Origin of the sequence: Limosilactobacillus frumenti DSM 13145 (genome assembly GCF_001436045.1) — a bacterium.
In the GTDB taxonomy this organism is placed as follows: domain Bacteria; phylum Bacillota; class Bacilli; order Lactobacillales; family Lactobacillaceae; genus Limosilactobacillus; species Limosilactobacillus frumenti.
This window is the reverse complement of record NZ_AZER01000016.1, coordinates 365,838-388,482: the sequence shown is the minus strand read 5'-3', so window position 1 is coordinate 388,482 and position 22,645 is coordinate 365,838. Positions and strand designations below refer to the sequence as shown.

Sequence of the window (22,645 nt, the reverse complement as noted above, 5' to 3'; positions counted from 1 at the left end):
AGATGATAGACGTCTTTTCAAAATCAAAAAGTATAAAACATGCTTATCCGTTCCTAAGTCCTACCAGCATTGGGCGGGAAAGCTTAGATAAATACTTACCATTTGAACCAATTGAATTTGCAATTAGCAAAGACGGTAAAGAGTGGACTAGCTGTTTTGACATACCTGATTTAGATATTGTCTACTGCTACCGTGCACCTGATGTTCAACCAGCTACTTATACCGATAATCTCAAAAAGGTGGGTTTACAAGATGGTTCTCGCCTCTTATCAACTTCGTACACTACACGTGAAATGAAGATGAACATACGAATTGAAGGAATAAATGAAAGCGATGCGATGCTTGCTTATGATGCGTTGCAGCGCTTTTTAGTTTCCCGCAACGCTTACTGGATTTGCTTTTCGAACTGGGCACAACGAATGTATTATGTCCGGTCAAAAATAGCAGCGCCTAATTTTTTGAGTGAAAAGGTTATTATTTGCGAAGTAACCTTTACTGACCTTATCGGATTAAGCCGAAGCATTGGTACCTCACTAGACTATGAAGACACCAATGGCTTTGGTAATAAAACAACCGTTGATCCGTTGCAGTACACCTTTACTGAAAATTCATTCAAGGTTAGCAATCTGTCTGATACTATCATTGATCCTGAACGCAGAGGGCACCCGTTCAAGGTAACACTTGAAGGTAAATCTTCGGGTAACATGAAAATTACCAACAAAACAACCGGTGACTCTGTAACTAGGACGGGTATGCTTCAGACTAATAAAGATGGCACGAAATTAGCGGGTAACTCTAGTTTTAACGGTAAATTCGTAATTGATGGTGTTCGAGCAACATTAAACGGTAAGTCTGATCAGATGCAATGTGACGACGGTGTTCTTACTTTACAACCAGGAATAAACGATTTTCAGGTTGACAACTTTTCAGGTAAAATCACATTTGATTTTCCTTTCTGGTGGCTCTCATGAGTAGAGATGTTTTGATTACCGATAATCTTAATAACAAAGGTGGCAGTAATGAAGAACGGCTTGATTACAATGACATGTACAATTCATTTAAAGTCAACATGCAACTGAACTCAGCCTATGAGATATCATTTACCGCTACCTATACTGAGCAGTATAAGGATGCTTATAACATGCTCAAAATGGGACGAGGCGTCTGGTATGACGATAAAGAGTACTACATTGAGCAGTTAGAAAACGGACTTGATGAGAATGGGCTTGCCACAATGCAAGTTACGGCACATGCTATTCTGATTGATTTAATGAAAAACATTCGTATTGACCCCAAACAACCAACTGAAGACAACCCTGAAGTTAGCGGTGATAGTTCATCGTCTGACAGTAGTGGTGATGATTCTTCAGGTGGATCTGATACTCCACAAATTGGTACAGTTGTTAAGAAAACCGATGAACAGCAAACACATACTCTTCAAGAGTTACTGGATCAGTTCTTCAAAAACAACGATCAAGGAATTACCTATGAACTACATGGTAACTTTCCAAAACTCGCGCTGGATTGCTCTGGTTCCTTGTATGAATGGCTGGGTAGTAATCTAGCTTCGTTTGGTGCTTACTACATTCCAGATAACTATGTGCTTAAAATTTACGACTTAGATTCATTGAAGTCGCCTACGGATGTTCAAATGCGTTACTTAAACAACGTTACCAGCGTTGATATACAGTCGGACGGTAATGACTTCTATAACGACTTTGATGTCTATGGTGGGAAGATGGAAAAAGACATCACTACTGGTGGTAGTGGCAATGGTGTTAATGAGCCGGTAAATGGTGACTGGACACCAGTTATTCAGAATGCTGCTAGTTTAGTTGGTGAACACCTTTCACAGAGTGACATTAGTCTTGTACTAGCACAGATTAACCTTGAGTCACGTGGTCAAGAAAATGCTCATGGTGGCGATGATGGCCTTTCTGATGGAATTGCGATGGGACTATTGCAATTTAAGCAAGGGACCTTCAATTACTATTGTCGTCCACCTTATACAAATATCTGGCACGGCCTTGATCAGATTATCGCTTTATTCAACGTCCCTGGCTGGCGTAATCAAATTACCGGGCATTCCGGTTGGTCTCCACACGGAGCACCAGTTTCTAAGTCGCCAATTCAAGCACAATCAACAACATCAACGGCAGGAGCTAACAACATCGTTAGCTTTTGTCGTTCTTTTGTTGGAAAAGTGCCTTACGTCTGGGGTGGCTCCACCACTTCAGGCTGGGATTGTTCAGGATTTGTATGTTATGTTCTGAACCACTTTGGTATTCAGACACCACGAACCAACACAGTTGGACTGGAAAGCAAAGGAACGATAGTAGGGCCACCTTATCAAACTGGTGACTTGCTCTTTTGGGGTCCTCGTGGTGGAAGTTATCACGTGTCAATTGCAATGGATGCAACTTACCGTGTTGGTGCTGATAATTACACAGATGGGACGGTTTACCGGACAATCGCTAGTTGGCCTCCGAGCTTTGCGGTTCGAGTACCGGGCTTCGGTGGTGGAAGTGCTACTAACGCAGATGGTGATGGTTCAACTTCAACTACTACCGAAACGTATTACGCCCTGCACTATCACTATCACGACCAAGATAGCGTTGATAAGTTCGGACTTCATAGAGGACCACAAGTGCTAGCCGATTCAGTCTATGACATGGATACGTTGAAGCAGTACGTGAAAAATACTGTGACAACTGATCCCCCAACAACGATTGAAAATAATGAGATTGGCATTAATGACTTACACCTAGGAAACACTTGCAAAGTAATTGCTCCTGAAGTGAATATCAGTCAAATGATGACGTTGATGGGAATTAGTTATAATCCTTTCCAACCAAATAGTGATGTCACCCTGACTTGGAACAATACCGGATTAGCACTGAAGAATGCCATTTATGCTCTGTACCATGACATTCACGAAACCAATAATAAGATTGCTCCAAATAACTCTTATGGTGCTATTGGGGCAAAGCTGGAGGACCACTTTAAGAATGTTGAGTCACAAAAACAGACTGAATTGTCAAAAGGGCAGGCTAATCGTCCGCCTTTGTTAAACCCGTCTCAAGTGGCTTCAGTTGATGCGTTTGTAAACAGTTAGGAGGAATTTGATGTCAGAAAATACTAATAAAGAATCAGTTCTTCTTATTGCGATGGATAAGGGCATTGATAGTGAAACTGGTCAGTTAGGTTATGGATATTCCCCTGATAACGGCCGTACCTTCTTTGTTACGAATACGATAAAAGGTCGGAAGTTCAGGCAGGAAGATGCGGACCGACTATGGAAGTTTTTAAAGCCAATGATTGAAAAATTAATGACAAAGAAATTCAAAAACGAATTTATGAATGAAATCAAAGCAGAAATAAGCAATGATTCTTCTGAAAAAAAGAGTGAGGAGGGATGATGATTGGACCTACATACTGATGATTTTCCACTTTCTTTAAATCGAAAGTTCTATGACAACATGATTGGTAACTTCAAGCAGATTAAAGCCGAAGATGCTTCAGACGATGCCGATCGAAAAAAACTATACCGAAAAGTTAGTGCTCTTGAAAATCAGGTAAAGCAGTTGCAATCCGACAACAAAGATCATGAGAAGCGGCTCAAAAAGATTGAGAAGCTTCTTTTTGGCTTTGAAAGAGTTTCTGTCACCGATCCATCAGACGACATTAAAGCGAGTCAACCAGCGGCCGTTGAAATTAGTGATACCGATGGTATAGACAATGATTCGGTTACAACAGTAACGATTAATTAGAAAAGGAGGTATAAAATGCCAGTACAAATTAAACATAACAACGGCGGTAGCTTCTACCACATTGCAATTGATATTGCCAAAGAGGGAGCTCAGCTCTTCGACCTTACCCCTTATGTCAAGGGACGGGTTGGCGACAACAACTTTGGTCTGCAGATTGATTGGTACCGTCAAGGGCAGCTCATGAACGTTAATGGTGGATATAAGCCAGTCATTGACGGTTTAGTTGGTAACTACTCGTTTGATAAGAACGACAACCTGAAAATGGCTGATGATGCTAGTGTTGTATATTCAGAAGGAAAGCCCGATGATTGTGGCCCAGCTGGTCAAGTAACCTACTACTTCCCAGAGCAGATGTTCCCTAAAGAAGGTATCTTCAAAGGTTACCTGGGCTTGGTTGATGACAAAGGCAACCGCTACTCTGGAGTTGATATTTGGTTCACTGTTTTAGCTGATAATGCAAGAATGGGTATTGCCTGTGACTTCTATATCAGTAAGCTTGAAAAAGCCATTGCTACAGCGGAAGAGGATTTAAAGACTGCTAAGAAGTCCATGCAAGATGTGGTTGACGAGTTCACCGCTAAGATCAATGATTTAACTAGTCGTCTAACAACACAAGTTAATCAAGATCAGGCTGCTCTTGATGCGTTGGAGGAAAAAATTAAGCAGGATGGGCTGTTTACGGAAGATGAAGCCGACGCGTTTAAAAAATCGATTCAAAAGTTGATTGACACACAGGTCGAAGACCTTAAAACTCTAACCGATAAAGTTAACTCAAACGAACTATTACTATCTGGATATAATGTGTGTGATTTTGGAGCGGTCGGTGATGGTGAAACTGACGACACAGTTGCAATTCAAAAAGCTATTACTCAGGTAGCCCTTGACTGGAAGAAGGACAACTTCAAGACCAATTTAGTTGTAATGCCAGCGGGACGGTATAAAGTGACTAACTCAATTGTATTGCCTCCGTATGTTAAGTTAGTTTCTGCAGGCCTTGTTACGATTGAATCGTACTTGACTAATGGAGCTACCATTCAAATTAAGTGGCTTGGAGATGACGATCCAGACATTACCGGTAAAGGCCTCAGTAACGCTTATCAATTGCAGGATTGGCAACGTGGTTACATTATCGAAGGGTCACGTGGAGGATTTTCACTTGTATCAAAGGTTAAAAATGATGATAACGTTGGTATTGAGGTTGGATTCCACTCTGACAAGGAGCGAGGATCTTCAAACTTAAAAAACGTTGCACGATCAGGTTTAAACAATATTTCCATCGGGAATTATGGAGTAGGCTTGCGCTTGAACGGCCTTGATCTCTTTATCTTTAACTTTGTCAACATGCATATTGAATATAACAAGATTAATGTCCAGAACATGTATGTTGATGGTGGAGGAAATTACGGGGAAAACATCTACTTTGATAGATGTGTAATTGCCAATGGTGACATCGGAATTGATCAAACTTCTGGTGGCTATGATATGACCCTTAACGAATGTTCACTGGGACTAAACAAGCTAGCAATTAGTAATTCTGATTACTCTAACAACAACATAACCATTATCGGGGGCAATCTCGAAGGAAACACTCTAATTTATGATGCTTCAAAAGGATCTATTTATTGGCTAACATCGCTTAACATTATTTCTACAAATATCTATATTAGGCCAGACAAGGCAAGCTCTTTAACTATGTTTAAAGGGCCGTTAATCCTTAATCTCGATAATCCTTATATTATTAGTACTTTAGAGCTGAACCACCCTGAATATTTATGTGATGAAAAGGTCTTCGTTACTTATAATCGGAATCCAGTATTTGCACGTACAACTTCTCAGCCTATTTTTATTACTGAACGAGATAACGCCTTATTCTATGGAAATGACATTGCCAAGTTGCCTTTCAAAACTGATAACGGCTACGGAAAATTGGCCACTAAAGATAATGGGCTTTCTCCTGAACTACAGGCTGCTGGCTTTACTTCAAGCTTTAAGTACACGAGGTCGGATGCTGATGATAAAAATTGGGATTGGATCCGGCCTGATCAAAAGATTGATGTTAGAAATAAGTCAACGTTCTTTCTAGAACTATTTGGGTTAGCACATTTGGATTCAGCTAACATTAACTTTGCAATTAGCTTCTATGATCAAGCAGATAAGTTAATCAAGAGCAAACAATTTTATGCAGGAGTTACTCCTGATAAAGATAAAGTGCTCTATGGTCATACCCCGGCTCAGCCTATCCCGGTTGAAGCTGCTAGTGCTACGATTGGTGCTTCTGCTTCATGTACAACAAATGGTGCTAGTTTTGAATTTGCTTATCTTGGATTGGAGATGGAATAATGATCAAGTTTACTGAAAAGCCAGCTACATATGACGTTCCTTTACCAGATGATTCAAAAGATTTTAAACAAATGCTCAAACAGCAGGCTCAGCAAATTGCTCTTTTGCAAAGCATGGTAATGCAGCAAAACCAAGCAGGGGTGAAGTTGCAAGCGGCAAATCAGCAACAAACTGATCAAGTCAAGCAGCTACAGCAGATGTTCATGGTTGCTAATCAACAACAAGCCGTTGAAAAATCAGAGGAGGCAAAAGTACAATGATGAATCAAGTACAAATTCTGCAAATGTTCTGGAACGACTGGGGTAACCACGACCTTGGCTTCTATAAGGTTTATGTTCAATGTGGTGCAATCACTAAGGACGACTACAAGAAAGTTACTGGTCAAGATTATGAAGCAGTGACCGAAACTCAACCTGCTTAGTAGCACACCTAGTCGCCTATGAAATACACAGTACGCGAGGGCGGCTAATAATTTAATAATTATTAGTAACATTTATCTCCCATTCAAAGTTATAATGATTTTATCAGGGAGAGATAATACATGATATTAGAATTTACAAAGACTGTATGTAGTTTGCAAGATTTTATACAGACAGTTATAGATTATAGGAAAAAGAATAATATTGATGATGATGCAGAATTATGGTATAGAGGGCAAAAAAACGAACATTGGGGATTAATACCTACACTTTATCGTAAGAGACAAGATAGAATCCCAAAATATAATATTTATGACGAAAAAAATAATACTATTAAACCAAATGTTGGTAAAATAGGGCAAATAAAGGCAACAAATATTATTGATTTTAGAAACGAACTAGGGATTTTTATCTCGCAAATAAAAAACAGTGTCAAAGTAAAAGGCTTTAACAAGTTCCACTATATGATGCTTGGACAACATACCGGTTTATTAACTCCTGCATTAGATTGGACAGCTGATCCTCTAATCGCATTGTTTTTTGCACTAGATGGTTATCAAATTAAGCCTAATAAAGACAAACAAGTTGATTTATGTAAACCAGTAGTTCATTTGATAAAGCCATGGAAATTTTTAAGGGATAAGAAAGATGGAGAAAACTCTATAAATGTTGATAATCTAACTGACAATGATTTCAAGAAAATGTTTAGTGACATTAATTCAACTAATTTAACCCTGCCCATTCCAATTTCGACCGAATTAAATATTTCAAGCAGGTTATTCAGACAAGTTGGCAGATTTACTATACAAGGCCCAATGATGCTAGCACCAATTTGGTATAGAGGTCGTAAAGATTTTGCAAATGGTGAGTATGGATTTACCATAATAATTCAAAGAGATGGAATTCAAAAAATGAAGAAAGAGTTAAATGCCTTAGGGATTAATGAACAATCTATATACGGTTCGGATCCTTATGGAATTTCTAAAATTGCTGAAGAGGCTTCCAAAAAAGCCAATCAAAAATATTCCATATCGTAATTGAGTATAAAAAAACGTCCTATCAAGGGCGTTTTTATTTTACGTAAATTTAGGGGGTGAGTGAATGCATCATGTTATGGGATATTCACTAGACGAATGGATGGCAATTGCCACCATTTTTTCGATTGCCGGCGGGATATTCATTTGGCTACTTAACGTTGCTATAAAAAACGGTACGGAAAATTTATCAAACTCAGTTAAAAGGCTGATTAATCAGATTCATGCTTTGAGTCACACTATTAATGCAATTCAGTCAAGTGCTGATCGAACAGCCGAACGTGTCGATAAACTAGAAGATCGCTTTGAAGAGCATATCGGTGAGGCTAAGGTTAGAAATACTCGCATCAAGAACCTGGAACAAGAAGTTTTTAAGAAAAAAAGCAGGTGAGAACATGGATAAGTTAAAAAAGTCAATTGTTAATAAATTTATGAATGCAGACGGCACGATCAATAAAACGGTTGTGGCGTCTTTTATTACACTGTTAATCGTATTGGTTCAGCAAATTATGATTGCTTATGGTTTTTCTTATGGCCACTGGGATCAAATTGTAGCAATTATTAATACGTTGTTGACATTACTTGGCCTTTGCGGATTTGTTGAAGGTAATGGGGAAGTCGAACCTCCAACTAACGAAAATCTCAAAGTAACAGCTCCTCAGCAGAAAGACGGTGACAATAATAATGAAGCACAAACTAAGTAAAAAAATTGCGGTTGCGTTTGCAGCCGCTTTTTTAATGGCCCCGGTCACAACTGGCACTGTTGAACTGAACAGTCAGTACTTACCAGTAGTTAAGGCTGCCAAAGGCGATCATGGTGTCGACTGGTCAAAGTACCAGGGTACCAACGGAGTTTGGGGATACAACAACGATAAATTTTCAATTTCTCAGATTGGTGGAACAACAACCGGGTGGAATCTTTATGATCAATGGACCTATCCAACACAGGTTGCTTCAACCATCGCACAAGGTAAACGGGCTCACACATATATTTGGTGGCAGAATGTTACTACTCAATCACAAGCTGATTATGTTCTGAATTACTTTTTACCTAAAGTACAAACGCCTAAGGGTTCCATAGTTGCGCTTGATGTTGAATCAGGGTATCAAAACACAGCTGTACTAGATTACGCGTTAACTCGCATTAAGAATGCTGGCTATACACCAGTTCTGTACGGTTATAAGAATTACCTGATGAACAACACCAACTTGTATTATTTAGCAGGTAAGTATCAACTTTGGTTAGCAGAATATCCAAACTATGCTGTCACGCCTTACCCAAATTACAATTATTTCCCATCATTCAATAATGTTGGCATCTTTCAATTTACTAGTACATATATTGCTGGCGGATTGGATGGTGATATTGACCTAACCGGGATTACTGATAATGGATATAAGAATGGCAACCCTCAGAAGCCACAAACAACTACTCCAGCTGTTAATGCTGGTAAGCAAATCCATCAAGATACCCATACATATGTTGTACGTTCTGGCGATTCCTGGTGGGCAATTGCCAATCGTTACCACATGAGTATGTACGCTCTTGCCCAATTGAACGGATGCACAATTCAAACGGTAATTCATCCAGGACAAGTCCTTCGGGTAGCTGATAGTGGTCAGGGTGCGAAGGTAAGCAACAAGGTACAACAGCCAATTGCCCAACCTAATCAATCAACTTGGCGAGATAATTTAGGCGATACCTGGCATTCAGAAAAGGGTACCTTTACTCTTAATAGCTGGGTTAACTTGCGCTGGGGTGCTCGTACAAGCTCTAGCTTGATTGCTACGTTAAGACCTGGGTCACAAGTGAAGTATGATGCTTGGTCGTACCACAATGGCTACACGTGGATTCGTCAACCACGAGCCAACGGTTATGCATATATGGCTGTTCGGAATTCAAGTGGACCATTTGGATCTTTTAGTAATTAAACCAATCTAGAAAGGAAGCGAAAAAGCTTCCCTTTTGAATATAACAGCCCGACTGGAGAAATCTGGCCGGGCTTTTTGCTGTATAATGAGATAAGCATCTTGCTATGCTAAGTTTAGTTTTATTTTGTTCTAAGCTCTGTTCCAGCAGGGCTTTTTTGATATAATAATGCTGTATTTCATTATTTGCCTTGCCTTTGGAGTAAGGTTTTTTCCGGGTCACTTCGGTGGCTCGTTTTTTTGTTGAAAAACCTGATTATCTAGTAAACTATGGTTTACAGATGGACTAAAATGGTGTATATTATAAGTGTAAAGAGATAGGGGATTTATTTTTAGCCTTGAAAAGAAACTACAGTTTACAAGGGAGGAACTTAAAATGTTTACCACCACTCAACTAGCTCACGATTTTAGCTTAGAATTCGACAAGAAGATGGACAAAATGGATATTGAAGGCTTTTGCTGGGAGTTCGGCATTCCTTTTGAAACAGTTAAGAACGAAAATGGACTCTGGATTGATGAAGCAATGACCTTTGACAATGCCGGCAAATTGCGCCAAGCGTTGGCAACCAAATTCAACAAGTAAAAAATGAGGAGGTAACTATGTTAGAAGCTTCAGAAAAGAAAATCAGATGGATACTATTCGAGTCTGGAATTCGTACTGTTGATATAGCAAGGGCAGTTGGTGCTAGTCGACAACAGATTTATGGATTTCAAAGTGGCAATCGAAAAATCGAAAAGATGAACTTCACACTAGCTAGTCGATTATCAAGTTATTATGATGGCTTGAATAAATAGACAGAGCCATCAACCAACGTTCAGGAGCTACTAGAGAAAATCTTCGTAAAAATGGTGGCCTAACTATAAGAGCAAAAAATAGGCCAACATCTAGTTTTGATGCCGGTATTTTACATTAAAGAGGGGACAATAGGGGGATTATTTTCTGAAGTAATATGATAGTAGTATGACTGTAAAATGATTTTCTTCCTATTATATAGAGCGCGTTGATAGCCACGTGGAATTATACTGAAACAGCCATGAAATGCATTTGTATTCAGTTGCCGAATAATAAATCGAAGTCATACGGGCTGTTAAGTCAGCCGTATGACTTTTTTTATTTTGACCAGGAAGCATCATTGCAAATGCTATAATGGTGATACGCAATTTGAACGAAGGAACGTTATTTATGTCAAGAATTACTAAATTACAGCAAAAACTAAGTAAATTATATATTGATGCCTTTCTGGTGACTAACCAGCAGAATATTTATTATTTAACCGGCTTTAACCTTCTGCAAGGGGATGGCTGCTTGCTGGTGACTCCTCATCATGCCATTATGATCACTGACGACCGTTATCAACTAGCTTTGGAAGAATTTGATACTGATGAAGTCGTGGGGACCATTACCCGAGATTACTACGGGAGCCTCAATCAGATCTGCCAAGGATTACACTTAGAAGTCTTGGGATTTGAAAAGACAATCTCTTATCAACTTTACGACCTGCTCGATGAGACGATGATGGCTGATTTGGTTCCCTTTGATAATGTAATTGAACGGATGCGGATGATTAAGGATAGTGGTGAGGTTGCCCGTTTACAACGAGCTGCTGATCTACATTCCCAGGCTTACCAAGAAATTCTCAACCATATTCGTCCAGAAATGACCGAACGAGAAGTAGCAATTGAGCTGGATTACTGGATGAAACGCCATGGGGCGAGTGCACCATCATTTCCAACCATTGTGGCTTCTGGCGAGAATGCTGCAAAGCCTCACGCGACGGCTTCAAACAAGGTCATTACTGACGGTGATATTGTTACTATTGACTTTGGCTACTATGTTGATGGTTACACCGCCGATATGACGCGTACCTTTGCGATTGGTTCGGTTGACCCTGAGTTGCGTGATGTTTATCAAATCGTCAATGAAGCTCGTCAAGCGGTGATTGATCATATTAAAGTTGGTCAACATGGCGATCGGCTGGATGCTTACGGTCGGCAACTAATTGAAGAGGCTGGTTATGGTGATGAATTTAACCATGGAATGGGGCATGGCATCGGCTTAATGGTCCATGAACTGCCTGCTTCCTATGGCCCAGCTACTGACAACGTTATCCTTAAAAATAATGAAATTATTACTGTCGAACCAGGCATTTATATTCCGACATTGGGCGGGGTCCGAATTGAAGACGACATCTTGGTGACCCATGGCGGCCCCCAAGTATTAACGACTGCCGACACTGACCTGGTTGTGGTGGATTAGTGATGACAAAGCTTGATCAACAATTAGCGGCCCTATATCAGTCCATTGATGAACGTGGCCGTCAGCAATTGAATGCTCAGCAAATTACGGGCGATCCCATACTCGCTATTCACGAGCCTGACCAGCGGCGTGGCTTAACATTGTTGGTGACTTTGCCGGCCCACGTGAAACGGAATATTCAATTTTGCTTAACATCATTGCGTTCAGCTGCTCCCAACATGTACTATTATCCTTCGACTGATCTTCATATAACAATTCTCGACTTATTACGGGCGCAGAAGGATTTTCAACTTAGTCCCGCTCAGTTTTCCCAGTATCAACGCGTAATCTCTCAAGTTATTGCTCAGGCGCGACCAGTTCAGTGGACAATTAAGAATGTTTATTTGAGTCCTGTTGGCGTCCTGGTTGGGGGCTTTTATTCGCCAGTTTTGACGACGATCCGTGACCAAATTCGCCGACAGTGTCAGCAACAGGGTCTGCCAGTTATGGAACGTTACCGCACTGTATCTGGTCACATGACAGTCGCGCGTTTTATTAAGCAGCCGACCAATCCTCAAAAACTGTTAAAGGCGGTTGACCAACTGGCCCAGTTAAAATTTGGGACTTTTACTAGTTACCAGTTTTCATTGGTTGTTCATGACTGGTACAATCAGCGGATCGACCAGGCAGCACCTTTGCCAATTGGTCAGGGCGCTTAGTTGCATTTTCAACGCAGATAGTGCAAAATGATAATGATATATTTGAACAATTAAAATGACATGAGCGTAAAATAATAATTCGTTCTTTAATTATTATTGGAGGGCAAATAATGGCAGAAAATTCAAAAATTATTTTAAGCAGCGAAGATCAGTCATTGGGAACGATCGAATTGGCTCCCCGTGTACTGGAAATTATTGCTGGAATTGCCGCAAGTGAAATTGATGGTGTTTCTAAGATGTATGGTTCATTAGCCAATAACGTTAGTGAATTGCTCGGCCGTTCTGACCATCGTCGTGGCGTTAAGTTGTCTGGGAATAATGATGATTTGATTATTGATGTTGATGTCTACATCAACTATGGTGTTTCTGTGCCAACCCTTGCTGCGCAAATTCAGGCGCGGGTTAAGCAACAGGTTGCTCTGATGACTGATTTAACGGTCGGTGAAGTTAACGTGCATATCAAGGGCATTGTACCACCTAAGAATGATCAAACTGTTGATCCGGATAATATGTTTGATGATAATGCAGAAGCGGGTGACAAGTAATGAGTGAAAATCGTCACCAGATTCGTGAACAAGCTTTTCAAGTTTTGTTTGCGATGCAATCCAACCCTGATGCTGATCTAACAGAGGTTTACCAATCATTACCACACCATGATCGAAAGGCAATTCCGGAATATTTAACTGCACTTGTTAATGGCGTTACAGACCACCAGAGTGAATTGGATGAGCAAATTTCATCCTTACTCGCTGACGACTGGGAAATCAATCGGTTAGCTAAGACCGACTTAGTGATCTTACGGATTGCTTTATTTGAAATGCAGTATGTTAATGATGTACCAACGGTAGTAGCTATTAACGAGGCCTTGGAATTAGCTAAGACCTTTAGTAATGACCAATCTCGTAAGTTCATCAATGGGGCATTAGGTCACTTTGAGCGGCAGCATGAGGGTAAATAGCAATACATAACTAGCATGCAGGTGAATATGGGGCGTGATAACGAAGCATCTATAACTTCGGTCATGCTCTTTTTTAGATCAATTAATAAATATCGGTTGATCTTAATTGTTGTGACTTTTCGTATGGTAAAATATTGATGATTAAAAGCTTATAAATGAAAGGGAGGAGATCACAGATGGCGCAGTTATTAGACGGCCGTTCGTTAGCGAAGGTGGTCAATGCCGAAACTAAACAACGGGTCGCAGCCCTTACTGATCGCCACATTACCCCGGGAATCGCCGTTATTATGGTTGGTGACGATCCCGCTAGTATGATTTATACACGAAATAAAGAGAAAAAGGCTCGCCAGCTAGGTATTAAGTCGGTCCTTAAACATTACCCAATTGAGATTGACCAGGCATCATTAATGAACGAAATTGCAGCCTTAAATAATGATGATTCTATTGATGCCATTATGATTCAAAAACCGTTGCCTAAACAGCTGAATGAGACGGAACTAATTGATGCCATTGATCCAGCAAAGGATGCGGACGGTTTCCATCCCCTGAACGTCGGTAAGTTATTTGACAACCAAACAGGGCCCTATCCCGTTTCTTGTACACCGCGAGGAATTATGCGGATTTTACGTCATTACCAGATACCGTTAAGTGGAGCGCGGGCGGTCGTGATTGGGCGGTCCATTTTGGTTGGTAAACCGATTGCGGCCCTGTTGACGAACGCGGATGCCACTGTCACTTTAACTAACCGGCACACAAAGGACCTTAAGAAATTAACTCGTGAGGCGGACATTTTAGTTGTGGCGGCCGGAATTACTCATCTGATTGACCAAGCAGATGTTAAACCAGGTGCGACGGTGATTGATGTGGGGATGCATCGTCTTGATAACGGTAAGTTGACTGGTGACGTCGACTTTGATGATGTTGAGCCAGTTGCCGGTCACATTACGCCAGTTCCGGGTGGTGTAGGTCCAATGACCATCGCCAGTTTAATGGCACAGACGGTTGATTTAGCAGAGTGGAGACGCAATGGATAGAAGTCAATATCTAACAGTTAGCGAATTAACGAGCTATTTAAAACAAAAATTTGATCGTGACCCATATCTGAAGACGGTCTATTTGACGGGGGAATTGTCCAATTTCCGCCTTCGTCAACGGCACCAGTATTTTAGTATTAAGGATGAAAACGCGGTGATTGATGCCGTCATGTTTGAACGGCAATTCCGCCAGGTAAAGTTTCGTCCCGAAACCGGGATGAAGATCCTAGTAGTTGGTCATGTCAGCCTGTACGAGAAATCGGGTCGTTACCAGATTTACGTTGATCGGATGGAACCAGACGGCATTGGTGCCCTCTACGTGAAATTTGAGCAATTGAAGAAGAAACTCGACGCGGAGGGCCTTTTCAATCGGCCGGCGTTACCAATTCCCCAATTTCCCAAGCGGATTGCGGTGGTCACGAGTCTTGATGGGGCGGTTATCCGCGATATCAATACCACGGTTCGCCGACGGTATCCGATTGCCCAAGTGGTCCTGTTCCCGACAGTTGTCCAGGGTGACAAGGCGGCCGCTGATATTAGTCGCCAAATCAATCGGGCTAATGAATTTGGCAATTTTGACACGCTCATCATTGGCCGTGGTGGGGGATCGCTAGAAGATCTGTGGCCATTCAATGAAGAAGTAGTGGCCCGGGCGATTGATGCCAGTACCATTCCGGTGATTTCATCAGTTGGTCACGAAACTGATACTACTATTGCAGACCTAGTGGCCGACCAGCGAGCGGCAACGCCGACTGCAGCAGCGGAGTTGGCTACTCCTGTCCGGTTATCGGACCTCCTATTAACCTTGCAAGAAGATCAGACCCGGCTGAATAATACGATGCGCAACCAGATCGAATTTGCGCGTAAGCAGTTAGCCAAGCAGTTGCAAAGTTATATTTTTCAACAACCAAGTCGTTTGTATGAAAACTATGCCCAAAAGCTGGATCAACTGCAACTGAGTTTGAGTCAAAGCGCAGTTAATATGGTGAAGGATGACCGAAGTCAGTTGCAGGAGTTGACTAGCCAGCTGCGTTTGCATACACCACAACACCAGTTGGAACAAGACCTGCAGACGGTCGGTCAACAGACGCAGCGGCTTAACCAGGCAATTACTAATCAGGTTACGAATAGTCGCCAACGGGTGCAAAACTTGATTGCCCAGCTTGATTCACTGAGTCCCTTGAAAATTATGAGCCGCGGTTATACTTACGTTACCCATCGCCGGTCAGTGGTGAAGTCCGTTCACCAAATTGATAGCGGTCAACAGGTAACCTTACACTTTGCCGATGGAACCGCCGCTGCGAAGATTTTGCATAAGAAGGAGCAAGAATAATGGCAGAAGAAAAAAAGCCGACATTTGAAGAACAACTCAACCAGCTGCAACAGATTGTTGCCCACCTTGAACAGGGCAATGTACCACTAGAAGAGGCATTAAAACAGTACCAAGAAGGGATTAAGTTGTCCCGGAGCCTTCAGAAGAAGCTGACTTCTGCTGAGAAGACCTTGGGGACATTAATCGATGACCAGGGAAATGAACAGCAGTATGAAAAGGCCACTGACGACCCAAGTAATAATGGTGGTGGCAATCGTGGCTTCGGTTCCGACCAGGGTCCACTGGAGGAGCAATAACCATGGTTGATTCAGTCGCTGATCTGAAAACAAAAATCGATGCTTACTTAGCGCAAAATATCCAAACTGATATTGACCAAACTACTCTTGGCCAAGCAATGGAATATTCATTGATGGCCGGCGGCAAACGGTTACGGCCGGCACTAACGCTGGCAACAGTTGAAACGCTAGGTGGGACCTTGAATGATGATGTTATGAAAGCCGCCACTGCTGTGGAATTATTGCATACATATTCGTTAATTCATGATGACTTGCCAGCCATGGATAATGATGACTTACGCCGGGGGAAGCCTACTAACCACAAGAAGTTTGGTGCCGGCATGGCTACGCTCGCCGGGGATGGTCTCTTAACTCTCGCCTTTGAATGGTTAACGGAAAATAATTTACCAGCAACGACTCAGGCTGCTTTGACTCTAGCCTTGTCTAAAGCTGCTGGACCCGCCGGTATGGTTGCCGGGCAAGCCCGCGATATTGAGGGTGAACACCAACACTTGACGCTCGACCAGTTGCGCTATCTTCACCGGCAAAAGACCGGGGCCATGTTACGCTATGCTGTCTTAGCAGGTGGGATTATTAGTGACCAGCCTGCCGCAACCCGCCAGTTACTAGCTGATTTTGGGGCGGCTTTTGGTCTGGCTTTTCAGATCTATGATGATCTCATGGATGTCCTGGGCACTACTGCCCAAATGGGTAAACGGGTTCACAAGGATGCTGGAGAACATAAGAATACCTATCCAGGCTTGCTGGGTGTAACAGGCGCTGAAGAGCAATTACATTTATCCATTCACCAGGCCCGGCAACTAGTCGACCAGCTTAATAGTGAGACTGGTCATGACTTTGCAATCTTTAATGAATTTTTGGCCTACTTTAAGCTTTAAGGAGGGGTGGCAATGGAAAAGCAGCGTGTTGATGTTTTGTTAGTCAAACAGGGTCTCTTTGATTCTCGTGAACAAGCTAAACGGGCAGTCATGGCGGGAGAGATTCTGGGCAAGAATAATGAACGGTTGGACAAGCCGGGCGAGAAGATTCCAGTTACTACCACCCTGCACATGAAAGGACATAAGATGCCATATGTTAGTCGTGGTGGTCTTAAGCTGGCGAAAGCTTTGAAGGTTTTCAATATTGACGTTTCTGGTAAGACGGTTCTAGATATTGGTTCTTCAACTGGTGGCTTTACAGATGTAATGCTCCAGAATGGTGCTAAACTCAGTTATGCCCTGGACGTGGGTACCAACCAATTAGTCTGGCAACTTCGTGAAGATCCGCGCGTCGTGGTGATGGAGCAGACTAATTTCCGGTATAGTAAACGTGCTGACTTTACCCATGGTCAGCCCGAGTTTGCTTCAATTGACGTTTCTTTTATTTCTTTAAAGATGATCCTGCCACCACTAGCTGGTATCCTGGTTCCTGGTGGTGAAGTGGTTGCCCTTATTAAACCCCAGTTTGAAGCTGGTCGGGAACACGTTGGCAAGCACGGGATTGTTAAGGATCATGCTGTCCATCGTGCCGTTTTGGAAAACGTGCTGTCATTTGCTCGGGAAGACCACTTTGATGTGTTAGACTTGGATTACTCGCCAATTAAGGGTGGTCAAGGGAACATTGAGTTCTTGGTCCACCTGCGCTTAAGTGATACTACGGGCACATTGGCTTCAACAGTCAATATTGATCAAGTATTGGCTAATGCTGATGCTGATCTGAATAAAGCAAAGGATTGATAAAAAATGCGGAAAGCAGATCGACAAGACTTAATTCGTCGAATTATCATTAACGAAAAAATTAGTCGTCAGGATGACCTAGTGGCCGCGTTACGACGGCAGAATGTTTCTTCAACCCAGGCAACCATTTCTCGGGACATTAAGGAACTGCACCTCGTCAAGGTGCCTGATAATGATGGTGGCTACCGCTATGCCTTGCCTAGTCAACGACAACTAGACACGCAGGGGCGATTAGCAGTCGAGCTCAGCAATAACCTTGTTAAATTAAAGCGACATGCGGAATTCCTTTCCATGACAATGCGTCCTGGGAATGGACCTATGATGGCCGACCTGATGCGCTCCATTGCCGAATCGCAGATCTTTACGGCAGTAGGTGATGATTCGACGGTTCTCGTTGTTTGTTATTCGGACAGTGCTGCAGAAAAAGTGGAGGAACAACTTCACTTATTAATGAACCAGTAAGGTGACAAGATGTTACAAGAATTAACAATTGACAATTTGGCAATTATCAAACACCTGACACTGGACTTTGCCAGCAAGATGACAGTTCTCACGGGGGAAACTGGGGCTGGTAAGTCCATTATCATTGACGCCGTTAGTCTATTAACTGGCGGTCGGGGTTCCCAAGAATTTATCCGTCGAGGGGCTGATAAACTTTCGCTCCAGGGACAGTTCACTTTACCGAAAGATCCTGCTTATCTGGATTTACTGGACCAGTTAGGGATTGACTATCAAGATCAAACTCTGATCATTGCCCGGGATATATATCGCGGTGGTCGGAACATCATCCGGGTCAATGGTCACTTAATAAATACGGGCATGTTGAAGCAAATTGGTGCTGGCTTGGTTGATATTCAAGGTCAAAACGAACACCAGCGGCTGATGCAACCGGAGAGTCATTTGGGAATGCTGGATCAATATGCTGCTAAGCAGGTACATCCTTTGTTAGCAGACTATCAGCAGCATTACCAGGATTATGTTCAGTTAAAGGCTGCCGTGAACAAGAAGCAGCAGAATGAGCAGCAATGGGCCCAACGCCTGGATATGTTGAAGTATCAGGTGAAGGAAATTGAAGATGCCGACCTGCAACCCCATGAAGAAGAGGCATTAACGACTGAACGCGATCGGTTGGAACACTTCCAACAAATCAACAATGCCTTACAACTCGCAGTAACAACATTTAATGAAGGGGAACCGACACCGGTACTTGATCAGGTGGCGACGGTCATGAACGCCATTAATGAAATCGCTGAATTTGACGATGCCTATGATGCCTTAAGCAAATCGCTCAATGATGCCTACTATGCTTTGCAGGATGTTGCCAATGAGGCTAGTCAACAATTAGATCTGCTGGAGTTTGATGATCAACGCTTGGCCCAAATTGACCAACGCTTAACTTTGATTGGCGATCTTGAACATAAATATGGTGATACGGTCGATGATGTGTTGGCCTATTATCGGAAGATCAAAAAAGAATTAACCACTATGACGGCGGCTGCAGACAATGATAGTGATCTTGAACAGCGGCTGCAGAAGGCAGAGCAGCAATTAACCAAACTCGGTAGTAAATTGAGTCAGGCGCGTCAAGCAGCGGCTCACCAACTAACCAAGGCTGTTCACCAGCAACTGAAAGAATTGTATATGGCTAAAGCCGACTTTGAAGTTCACTTTGCGACTGGACATGAGCAGTTTACACCGACTGGGATTGACCAGGTGGAATTTTACATTCAAACTAACCCCGGTGAAACAATGGGTCCACTTGCTAAGATTGCCTCTGGTGGTGAACTATCACGGGTAATGTTGGCTTTGAAGACAATCTTTGCTCAGAATGATGGTGTTACCAGTATTATTTTTGACGAAGTGGATACGGGAGTTTCCGGACGGGTTGCCCAAGCAATTGCCGATAAGATCAAAGTGATTGCCCAACACTCCCAGGTACTCTGCATCAGCCACTTGCCTCAAGTTGCCGCAGTTGCTCAACATCATTTCTTAATTAAGAAGAGCGTTCGTGATCAGCGGACGACGACTAGTGTCACGGTTCTGACTAAGCAGCAACGGGTGAATGAACTTGCCCGGATGCTCTCGGGTGAAAAGATTACCCAGTTGACTCGCGAACATGCCTCCGAATTGTTGCGGATGGCTCAGCAGTAACAAAATAAAATAAAAGCTCCTAGCAATCTTTTAGAATTACTAGGAGCTTAGTTATTGGTATATGAAATTATAAGCTAGCAATATAGTTAATTTGAGTGAAGTGTACAACGTAACTAAGATTGTGCGCTTGAAATAGGAAGCGGTCATTGGTTAATTTCTTCACGGTCGCATGAACGTTAACCCGGTGGCCATCACCATTCACTGGCAACAACTGTGCAAAAACCAACCGTCCGTCCTCAATTGCCCGCCGAATAAATAGCTGCCGCTGTTTAACGGGCTGCTGGTGCAGCAGGACTGGTTCAAGAGGAGCATGGGGTGCCTGTTCAAACAATTTGCGCAGGCGTCCACTAATTTTTTGAGGAGCGTCTCTAAAAATAGTTTGTTCAATTTGCATCATTTTCTGCCTCCGAACATTTGTTTGTGTTTACATTATACGAACAAGTGTTCAGGAATGCAAGCATTATTTTTCGGCTAGGGAAGTTGATTTCGCAAGGCTTTTAGTGCATTATAGTAATAATACGTTAAAGATGAGGAGTATTAACATGGCAAAACGAGGAATGTTAATTGTACTTTCGGGACCTTCTGGTGTTGGTAAGGGTACTGTTCGTAAGGCAATCTTTGATTCCAATGATAATGATTTTCAATATTCAATTTCGATGACCACCCGGAAACCACGGCCAGGTGAAAAGAACGGGGTCGACTACTATTTTGTTTCTAAAGAAGAATTTGAACATGAAATCCAAACTGGGGGCATGCTCGAATATGCCAAGTATGTTGACAATTATTATGGAACGCCATTAAAATATGTTAATGAAACCTTGAATTCAGGAAAAGATGTTTTCCTGGAAATCGAAGTTAACGGTGCGATGCAGGTTCGTTCCAAGTGTCCAGATGGCGTCTTTATCTTCTTGACGCCACCGGACCTGGATGAATTAAAGCAACGGTTAATCCATCGGGGAACTGATAGCATGGATGTAATTAATAAGCGGATCCGGAAAGCCTTTGATGAAATTCGGATGATGCAGAATTATGACTACGCTGTTGTTAACGATGAAGTTCCACTGGCTGTTGCTAAGATTAAGGATATTATTCGGACTGAACGGTTACGGGTTAACCGGGTAATGCCTCGTTATCTTGAAATGTTAGGAGACTCAGAAAAATGATTCTTTTTCCATCAGTTGATGAATTATTAAAGCGGATTGATTCTCGTTACTCATTAGTAATGTTAGCAAGTAAGCGGGCCCACGAATTGGAACGTGGGGCAGCACCATTGCTCGAACACTACAACTCAAGTAAGCCAGTTGGTAAGGCCCTCGAAGAAATCGAAGCTGACAAGGTTATTATTGACCCAGATCACACTGAAGATTTACAGGACTAGTTCCATAAAAAATAAGGCGGATGGAGATCGTTGACTTTTGTCGCGGTCTCCTTTCTTTTAGCGCTAAAATTGATGTGCATTCAATGATATAATCAACATGATTAACTGACGAACGGGGTGACGGATATGGCTAATATTGCCGTTTACATTACAGGAAGCATTGCAGCCTATAAGGGAATTGAAGTGGTTCGTGGCCTGCAAAAGGCGGGACACACTGTCCGTGTGGGGATGACTGCTGCTGCGACTAAGCTCATTTCAGCGGATAGCCTCTATGCCCTGACACACCGGCCGGTGCTTTCTGATTTATGGTCTAACCATCATTCACCAGTTCCCCACATTGAACTTGCTGATTGGTCAGATTTGGCGGTAGTTGTTCCGGCATCTGCCGATATCATTGCTAAGATGGCGAACGGTCTTGCTGATGATGCTGTCTCAACAGCCTTACTTGCTACGGCTGCCCCTAAAATTGTTGTACCAGCAATGAATAACCATATGTGGTCTGCACCTGCAACACAACGTAATTTGGTGACATTGCATAATGATGGTGTCACGATCATGGACCCTGCTAATGGCCAACTAGCAGAAGGGTACGCGGGTAAAGGACGTCTTCCAGAACCGGCAGCGATTATTGCTTTCGTCACTCAACAAATCCAACCAGCCCAAGTGTCACTGGCTGGTCGTCACGTGCTGATCACCGCCGGGGGAACTCGTGAGCCACTTGACCCGGTCCGTTTTATTGGTAATCGTTCATCCGGCAAAATGGGAATTGCTTTAGCGCAGGCTGCTGCTCAGTCCGGTGCAGAGGTGGATTTAATTGTTGGTCAGATTAGTGTGGACTTGCCAGTTGATGATCGTATTCATGTGCACCATATCCAAACAACTGAGGAACTGTTGCAAGCTGTGCAAAGCCTATTTAATCAGGCAGACGTATTAATTATGGCGGCAGCAGTGGCTGATTTTAAGCCGCTGCACTTAGCAAATCAGAAGATTAAGAAGCAAGCAAACCAACCTGAATTGACTATCCAACTTACTAAGACGGTTGATATCTTAAAAACAGTTGCCGCGACAAAGCGGGATGATCAGTTAGTAATTGGCTTTGCGGCTGAAACAAATGACCTGTTAGCTAACGCGGATAAAAAACTGCAAAGCAAACACGCTGACTGGATTATCGCCAATCGCGTGGCTGGATCCCATAATGCCTTTGCTAACGACCAAGACCAAGTCACTATTTTACGTCACGGCCAACAACCAGATAAATGGCCGCTTCAGAGCAAACAGGCAGTGGCACAGCACTTAATGCAATTAATCAGTCAGCATTTCGGAAAGTAAGGTG

The 22,645-nt window shown here is 42.6% G+C and carries 28 protein-coding genes; 27 read left to right on the top strand and 1 reads right to left on the bottom strand.

Translation table 11 applies throughout. The annotated features are described in order from the left end of the window. Positions 1-2 precede the first annotated feature (2 nt). From FD27_RS06430 to recN, 24 genes are all read left to right on the top strand, one after another. Positions 3-971 carry a phage tail domain-containing protein gene (locus tag FD27_RS06430; RefSeq protein WP_057751262.1) on the top strand — a complete coding sequence of 323 codons (969 nt, stop codon included), beginning with the start codon at positions 3-5 and terminating at the stop codon, positions 969-971. Next, positions 968-3,115, top strand: coding sequence for a phage tail protein (locus FD27_RS06425; RefSeq protein ID WP_057751259.1), 2,148 nt, complete (start codon positions 968-970; stop codon positions 3,113-3,115). The genes FD27_RS06430 and FD27_RS06425 overlap by 4 nt, the downstream gene beginning before the upstream one ends. Before the next feature lie 10 nt (positions 3,116-3,125). Further along, on the top strand, positions 3,126-3,419 hold the full coding sequence (locus tag FD27_RS06420; RefSeq protein WP_057751256.1) for a hypothetical protein: 294 nt from the start codon (positions 3,126-3,128) through the stop codon (positions 3,417-3,419). 3 nt (positions 3,420-3,422) lie between these two features. Further along, entirely contained in the window at positions 3,423-3,770 is a 348-nt protein-coding gene (locus tag FD27_RS06415; RefSeq protein ID WP_057751253.1) for a hypothetical protein, read from the top strand. A gap of 15 nt (positions 3,771-3,785) precedes the next feature. Then, positions 3,786-6,110 (top strand): glycosyl hydrolase family 28-related protein, encoded by a 2,325-nt coding sequence (locus FD27_RS06410; RefSeq protein ID WP_057751250.1) that lies wholly within the window; start codon positions 3,786-3,788, stop codon positions 6,108-6,110. Then, positions 6,110-6,370: a hypothetical protein gene (locus FD27_RS06405; protein ID WP_057751247.1), complete on the top strand. Its 261-nt coding sequence runs from the start codon at positions 6,110-6,112 to the stop codon at positions 6,368-6,370. Before FD27_RS06410 ends, FD27_RS06405 begins: the two co-directional genes overlap by 1 nt. Further along, positions 6,367-6,531 (top strand): XkdX family protein, encoded by a 165-nt coding sequence (locus tag FD27_RS08615; protein WP_083482700.1) that lies wholly within the window; start codon positions 6,367-6,369, stop codon positions 6,529-6,531. The genes FD27_RS06405 and FD27_RS08615 overlap by 4 nt, the downstream gene beginning before the upstream one ends. Before the next feature lie 120 nt (positions 6,532-6,651). Next, positions 6,652-7,566: an FRG domain-containing protein gene (locus FD27_RS06400; RefSeq protein ID WP_057751244.1), complete on the top strand. Its 915-nt coding sequence runs from the start codon at positions 6,652-6,654 to the stop codon at positions 7,564-7,566. 64 nt (positions 7,567-7,630) lie between these two features. Beyond that, complete coding sequence (locus FD27_RS06395) at positions 7,631-7,954, top strand: hypothetical protein (RefSeq protein WP_057751241.1); 324 nt, start codon at positions 7,631-7,633, stop codon at positions 7,952-7,954. Between the two features lie 4 nt (positions 7,955-7,958). After that, positions 7,959-8,267 (top strand): holin, encoded by a 309-nt coding sequence (locus FD27_RS06390; protein WP_235803020.1) that lies wholly within the window; start codon positions 7,959-7,961, stop codon positions 8,265-8,267. Beyond that, a complete protein-coding gene (locus FD27_RS08610) occupies positions 8,248-9,495 on the top strand; it encodes a GH25 family lysozyme (protein WP_083482699.1) in 1,248 nt (415 codons plus the stop codon). The genes FD27_RS06390 and FD27_RS08610 overlap by 20 nt, the downstream gene beginning before the upstream one ends. A 373-nt stretch (positions 9,496-9,868) precedes the next feature. After that, entirely contained in the window at positions 9,869-10,075 is a 207-nt protein-coding gene (locus FD27_RS06380) for a hypothetical protein (protein WP_057751238.1), read from the top strand. Between the two features lie 17 nt (positions 10,076-10,092). Continuing rightward, positions 10,093-10,287: a hypothetical protein gene (locus tag FD27_RS06375; RefSeq protein WP_057751235.1), complete on the top strand. Its 195-nt coding sequence runs from the start codon at positions 10,093-10,095 to the stop codon at positions 10,285-10,287. Between the two features lie 388 nt (positions 10,288-10,675). Then, positions 10,676-11,749 carry a M24 family metallopeptidase gene (locus FD27_RS06370; protein ID WP_057751232.1) on the top strand — a complete coding sequence of 358 codons (1,074 nt, stop codon included), beginning with the start codon at positions 10,676-10,678 and terminating at the stop codon, positions 11,747-11,749. A 2-nt stretch (positions 11,750-11,751) separates the two neighbouring features. Beyond that, positions 11,752-12,447, top strand: coding sequence for a 2'-5' RNA ligase family protein (locus FD27_RS06365; protein WP_057751228.1), 696 nt, complete (start codon positions 11,752-11,754; stop codon positions 12,445-12,447). 110 nt (positions 12,448-12,557) lie between these two features. After that, on the top strand, positions 12,558-12,992 hold the full coding sequence (locus FD27_RS06360) for an Asp23/Gls24 family envelope stress response protein (RefSeq protein ID WP_057751226.1): 435 nt from the start codon (positions 12,558-12,560) through the stop codon (positions 12,990-12,992). Further along, on the top strand, positions 12,992-13,405 hold the full coding sequence (gene nusB, locus FD27_RS06355; RefSeq protein ID WP_057751224.1) for a transcription antitermination factor NusB: 414 nt from the start codon (positions 12,992-12,994) through the stop codon (positions 13,403-13,405). Before FD27_RS06360 ends, nusB begins: the two co-directional genes overlap by 1 nt. A gap of 176 nt (positions 13,406-13,581) precedes the next feature. Further along, positions 13,582-14,439, top strand: coding sequence for a bifunctional methylenetetrahydrofolate dehydrogenase/methenyltetrahydrofolate cyclohydrolase FolD (folD, locus tag FD27_RS06350; protein WP_057751221.1), 858 nt, complete (start codon positions 13,582-13,584; stop codon positions 14,437-14,439). Next, positions 14,432-15,772, top strand: a complete 1,341-nt coding sequence (gene xseA, locus FD27_RS06345; protein ID WP_057751218.1) for an exodeoxyribonuclease VII large subunit — start codon at positions 14,432-14,434, stop codon at positions 15,770-15,772. Before folD ends, xseA begins: the two co-directional genes overlap by 8 nt. Continuing rightward, complete coding sequence (locus FD27_RS06340) at positions 15,772-16,068, top strand: exodeoxyribonuclease VII small subunit (RefSeq protein ID WP_057751214.1); 297 nt, start codon at positions 15,772-15,774, stop codon at positions 16,066-16,068. The genes xseA and FD27_RS06340 overlap by 1 nt, the downstream gene beginning before the upstream one ends. Positions 16,069-16,070: 2 nt before the next feature. Then, complete coding sequence (locus FD27_RS06335; RefSeq protein ID WP_057751210.1) at positions 16,071-16,946, top strand: polyprenyl synthetase family protein; 876 nt, start codon at positions 16,071-16,073, stop codon at positions 16,944-16,946. A 12-nt stretch (positions 16,947-16,958) separates the two neighbouring features. Further along, on the top strand, positions 16,959-17,783 hold the full coding sequence (locus FD27_RS06330) for a TlyA family RNA methyltransferase (RefSeq protein ID WP_057751207.1): 825 nt from the start codon (positions 16,959-16,961) through the stop codon (positions 17,781-17,783). A 6-nt stretch (positions 17,784-17,789) separates the two neighbouring features. Next, complete coding sequence (locus FD27_RS06325) at positions 17,790-18,245, top strand: arginine repressor (RefSeq protein WP_057751204.1); 456 nt, start codon at positions 17,790-17,792, stop codon at positions 18,243-18,245. Between the two features lie 9 nt (positions 18,246-18,254). Beyond that, positions 18,255-19,934, top strand: a complete 1,680-nt coding sequence (gene recN / locus FD27_RS06320; protein ID WP_057751201.1) for a DNA repair protein RecN — start codon at positions 18,255-18,257, stop codon at positions 19,932-19,934. Between the two features lie 67 nt (positions 19,935-20,001). Here the strand turns inward: recN and FD27_RS06315 are convergent, their stop codons facing one another. After that, positions 20,002-20,331, bottom strand: coding sequence for a hypothetical protein (locus FD27_RS06315; RefSeq protein ID WP_235803019.1), 330 nt, complete (start codon positions 20,329-20,331; stop codon positions 20,002-20,004). A 145-nt stretch (positions 20,332-20,476) separates the two neighbouring features. On the opposite strand from FD27_RS06315, the gene gmk reads away from it, so the two are divergent. From gmk to coaBC, 3 genes are all read left to right on the top strand, one after another. Continuing rightward, the gene (gene gmk, locus FD27_RS06310) at positions 20,477-21,097 is read left to right on the top strand and encodes a guanylate kinase (protein ID WP_057751198.1); all 621 of its coding nucleotides are present in this window, start codon (positions 20,477-20,479) and stop codon (positions 21,095-21,097) included. Further along, positions 21,094-21,312 (top strand): DNA-directed RNA polymerase subunit omega, encoded by a 219-nt coding sequence (gene rpoZ / locus FD27_RS06305; RefSeq protein WP_057751195.1) that lies wholly within the window; start codon positions 21,094-21,096, stop codon positions 21,310-21,312. Before gmk ends, rpoZ begins: the two co-directional genes overlap by 4 nt. Positions 21,313-21,438: 126 nt before the next feature. After that, positions 21,439-22,641 carry a bifunctional phosphopantothenoylcysteine decarboxylase/phosphopantothenate--cysteine ligase CoaBC gene (coaBC, locus tag FD27_RS06300; protein WP_057751192.1) on the top strand — a complete coding sequence of 401 codons (1,203 nt, stop codon included), beginning with the start codon at positions 21,439-21,441 and terminating at the stop codon, positions 22,639-22,641. The last annotated feature ends 4 nt before the right edge of the window (positions 22,642-22,645 follow it).

Coding starts and splice junctions, on each gene's coding strand:
- FD27_RS06430 (WP_057751262.1), top strand. CDS start 3: ATGATAGACGTCTTTTCAAAATCAAAAAGTATAAAACATGCTTATCCG.
- FD27_RS06425 (WP_057751259.1), top strand. CDS start 968: ATGAGTAGAGATGTTTTGATTACCGATAATCTTAATAACAAAGGTGGC.
- FD27_RS06420 (WP_057751256.1), top strand. CDS start 3,126: ATGTCAGAAAATACTAATAAAGAATCAGTTCTTCTTATTGCGATGGAT.
- FD27_RS06410 (WP_057751250.1), top strand. CDS start 3,786: ATGCCAGTACAAATTAAACATAACAACGGCGGTAGCTTCTACCACATT.
- FD27_RS06405 (WP_057751247.1), top strand. CDS start 6,110: ATGATCAAGTTTACTGAAAAGCCAGCTACATATGACGTTCCTTTACCA.
- FD27_RS08615 (WP_083482700.1), top strand. CDS start 6,367: ATGATGAATCAAGTACAAATTCTGCAAATGTTCTGGAACGACTGGGGT.
- FD27_RS06400 (WP_057751244.1), top strand. CDS start 6,652: ATGATATTAGAATTTACAAAGACTGTATGTAGTTTGCAAGATTTTATA.
- FD27_RS06395 (WP_057751241.1), top strand. CDS start 7,631: ATGCATCATGTTATGGGATATTCACTAGACGAATGGATGGCAATTGCC.
- FD27_RS06390 (WP_235803020.1), top strand. CDS start 7,959: ATGGATAAGTTAAAAAAGTCAATTGTTAATAAATTTATGAATGCAGAC.
- FD27_RS08610 (WP_083482699.1), top strand. CDS start 8,248: ATGAAGCACAAACTAAGTAAAAAAATTGCGGTTGCGTTTGCAGCCGCT.
- FD27_RS06380 (WP_057751238.1), top strand. CDS start 9,869: ATGTTTACCACCACTCAACTAGCTCACGATTTTAGCTTAGAATTCGAC.
- FD27_RS06375 (WP_057751235.1), top strand. CDS start 10,093: ATGTTAGAAGCTTCAGAAAAGAAAATCAGATGGATACTATTCGAGTCT.
- FD27_RS06370 (WP_057751232.1), top strand. CDS start 10,676: ATGTCAAGAATTACTAAATTACAGCAAAAACTAAGTAAATTATATATT.
- FD27_RS06365 (WP_057751228.1), top strand. CDS start 11,752: ATGACAAAGCTTGATCAACAATTAGCGGCCCTATATCAGTCCATTGAT.
- FD27_RS06360 (WP_057751226.1), top strand. CDS start 12,558: ATGGCAGAAAATTCAAAAATTATTTTAAGCAGCGAAGATCAGTCATTG.
- nusB (WP_057751224.1), top strand. CDS start 12,992: ATGAGTGAAAATCGTCACCAGATTCGTGAACAAGCTTTTCAAGTTTTG.
- folD (WP_057751221.1), top strand. CDS start 13,582: ATGGCGCAGTTATTAGACGGCCGTTCGTTAGCGAAGGTGGTCAATGCC.
- xseA (WP_057751218.1), top strand. CDS start 14,432: ATGGATAGAAGTCAATATCTAACAGTTAGCGAATTAACGAGCTATTTA.
- FD27_RS06340 (WP_057751214.1), top strand. CDS start 15,772: ATGGCAGAAGAAAAAAAGCCGACATTTGAAGAACAACTCAACCAGCTG.
- FD27_RS06335 (WP_057751210.1), top strand. CDS start 16,071: ATGGTTGATTCAGTCGCTGATCTGAAAACAAAAATCGATGCTTACTTA.
- FD27_RS06330 (WP_057751207.1), top strand. CDS start 16,959: ATGGAAAAGCAGCGTGTTGATGTTTTGTTAGTCAAACAGGGTCTCTTT.
- FD27_RS06325 (WP_057751204.1), top strand. CDS start 17,790: ATGCGGAAAGCAGATCGACAAGACTTAATTCGTCGAATTATCATTAAC.
- recN (WP_057751201.1), top strand. CDS start 18,255: ATGTTACAAGAATTAACAATTGACAATTTGGCAATTATCAAACACCTG.
- FD27_RS06315 (WP_235803019.1), bottom strand. CDS start 20,331: ATGATGCAAATTGAACAAACTATTTTTAGAGACGCTCCTCAAAAAATT.
- gmk (WP_057751198.1), top strand. CDS start 20,477: ATGGCAAAACGAGGAATGTTAATTGTACTTTCGGGACCTTCTGGTGTT.
- rpoZ (WP_057751195.1), top strand. CDS start 21,094: ATGATTCTTTTTCCATCAGTTGATGAATTATTAAAGCGGATTGATTCT.
- coaBC (WP_057751192.1), top strand. CDS start 21,439: ATGGCTAATATTGCCGTTTACATTACAGGAAGCATTGCAGCCTATAAG.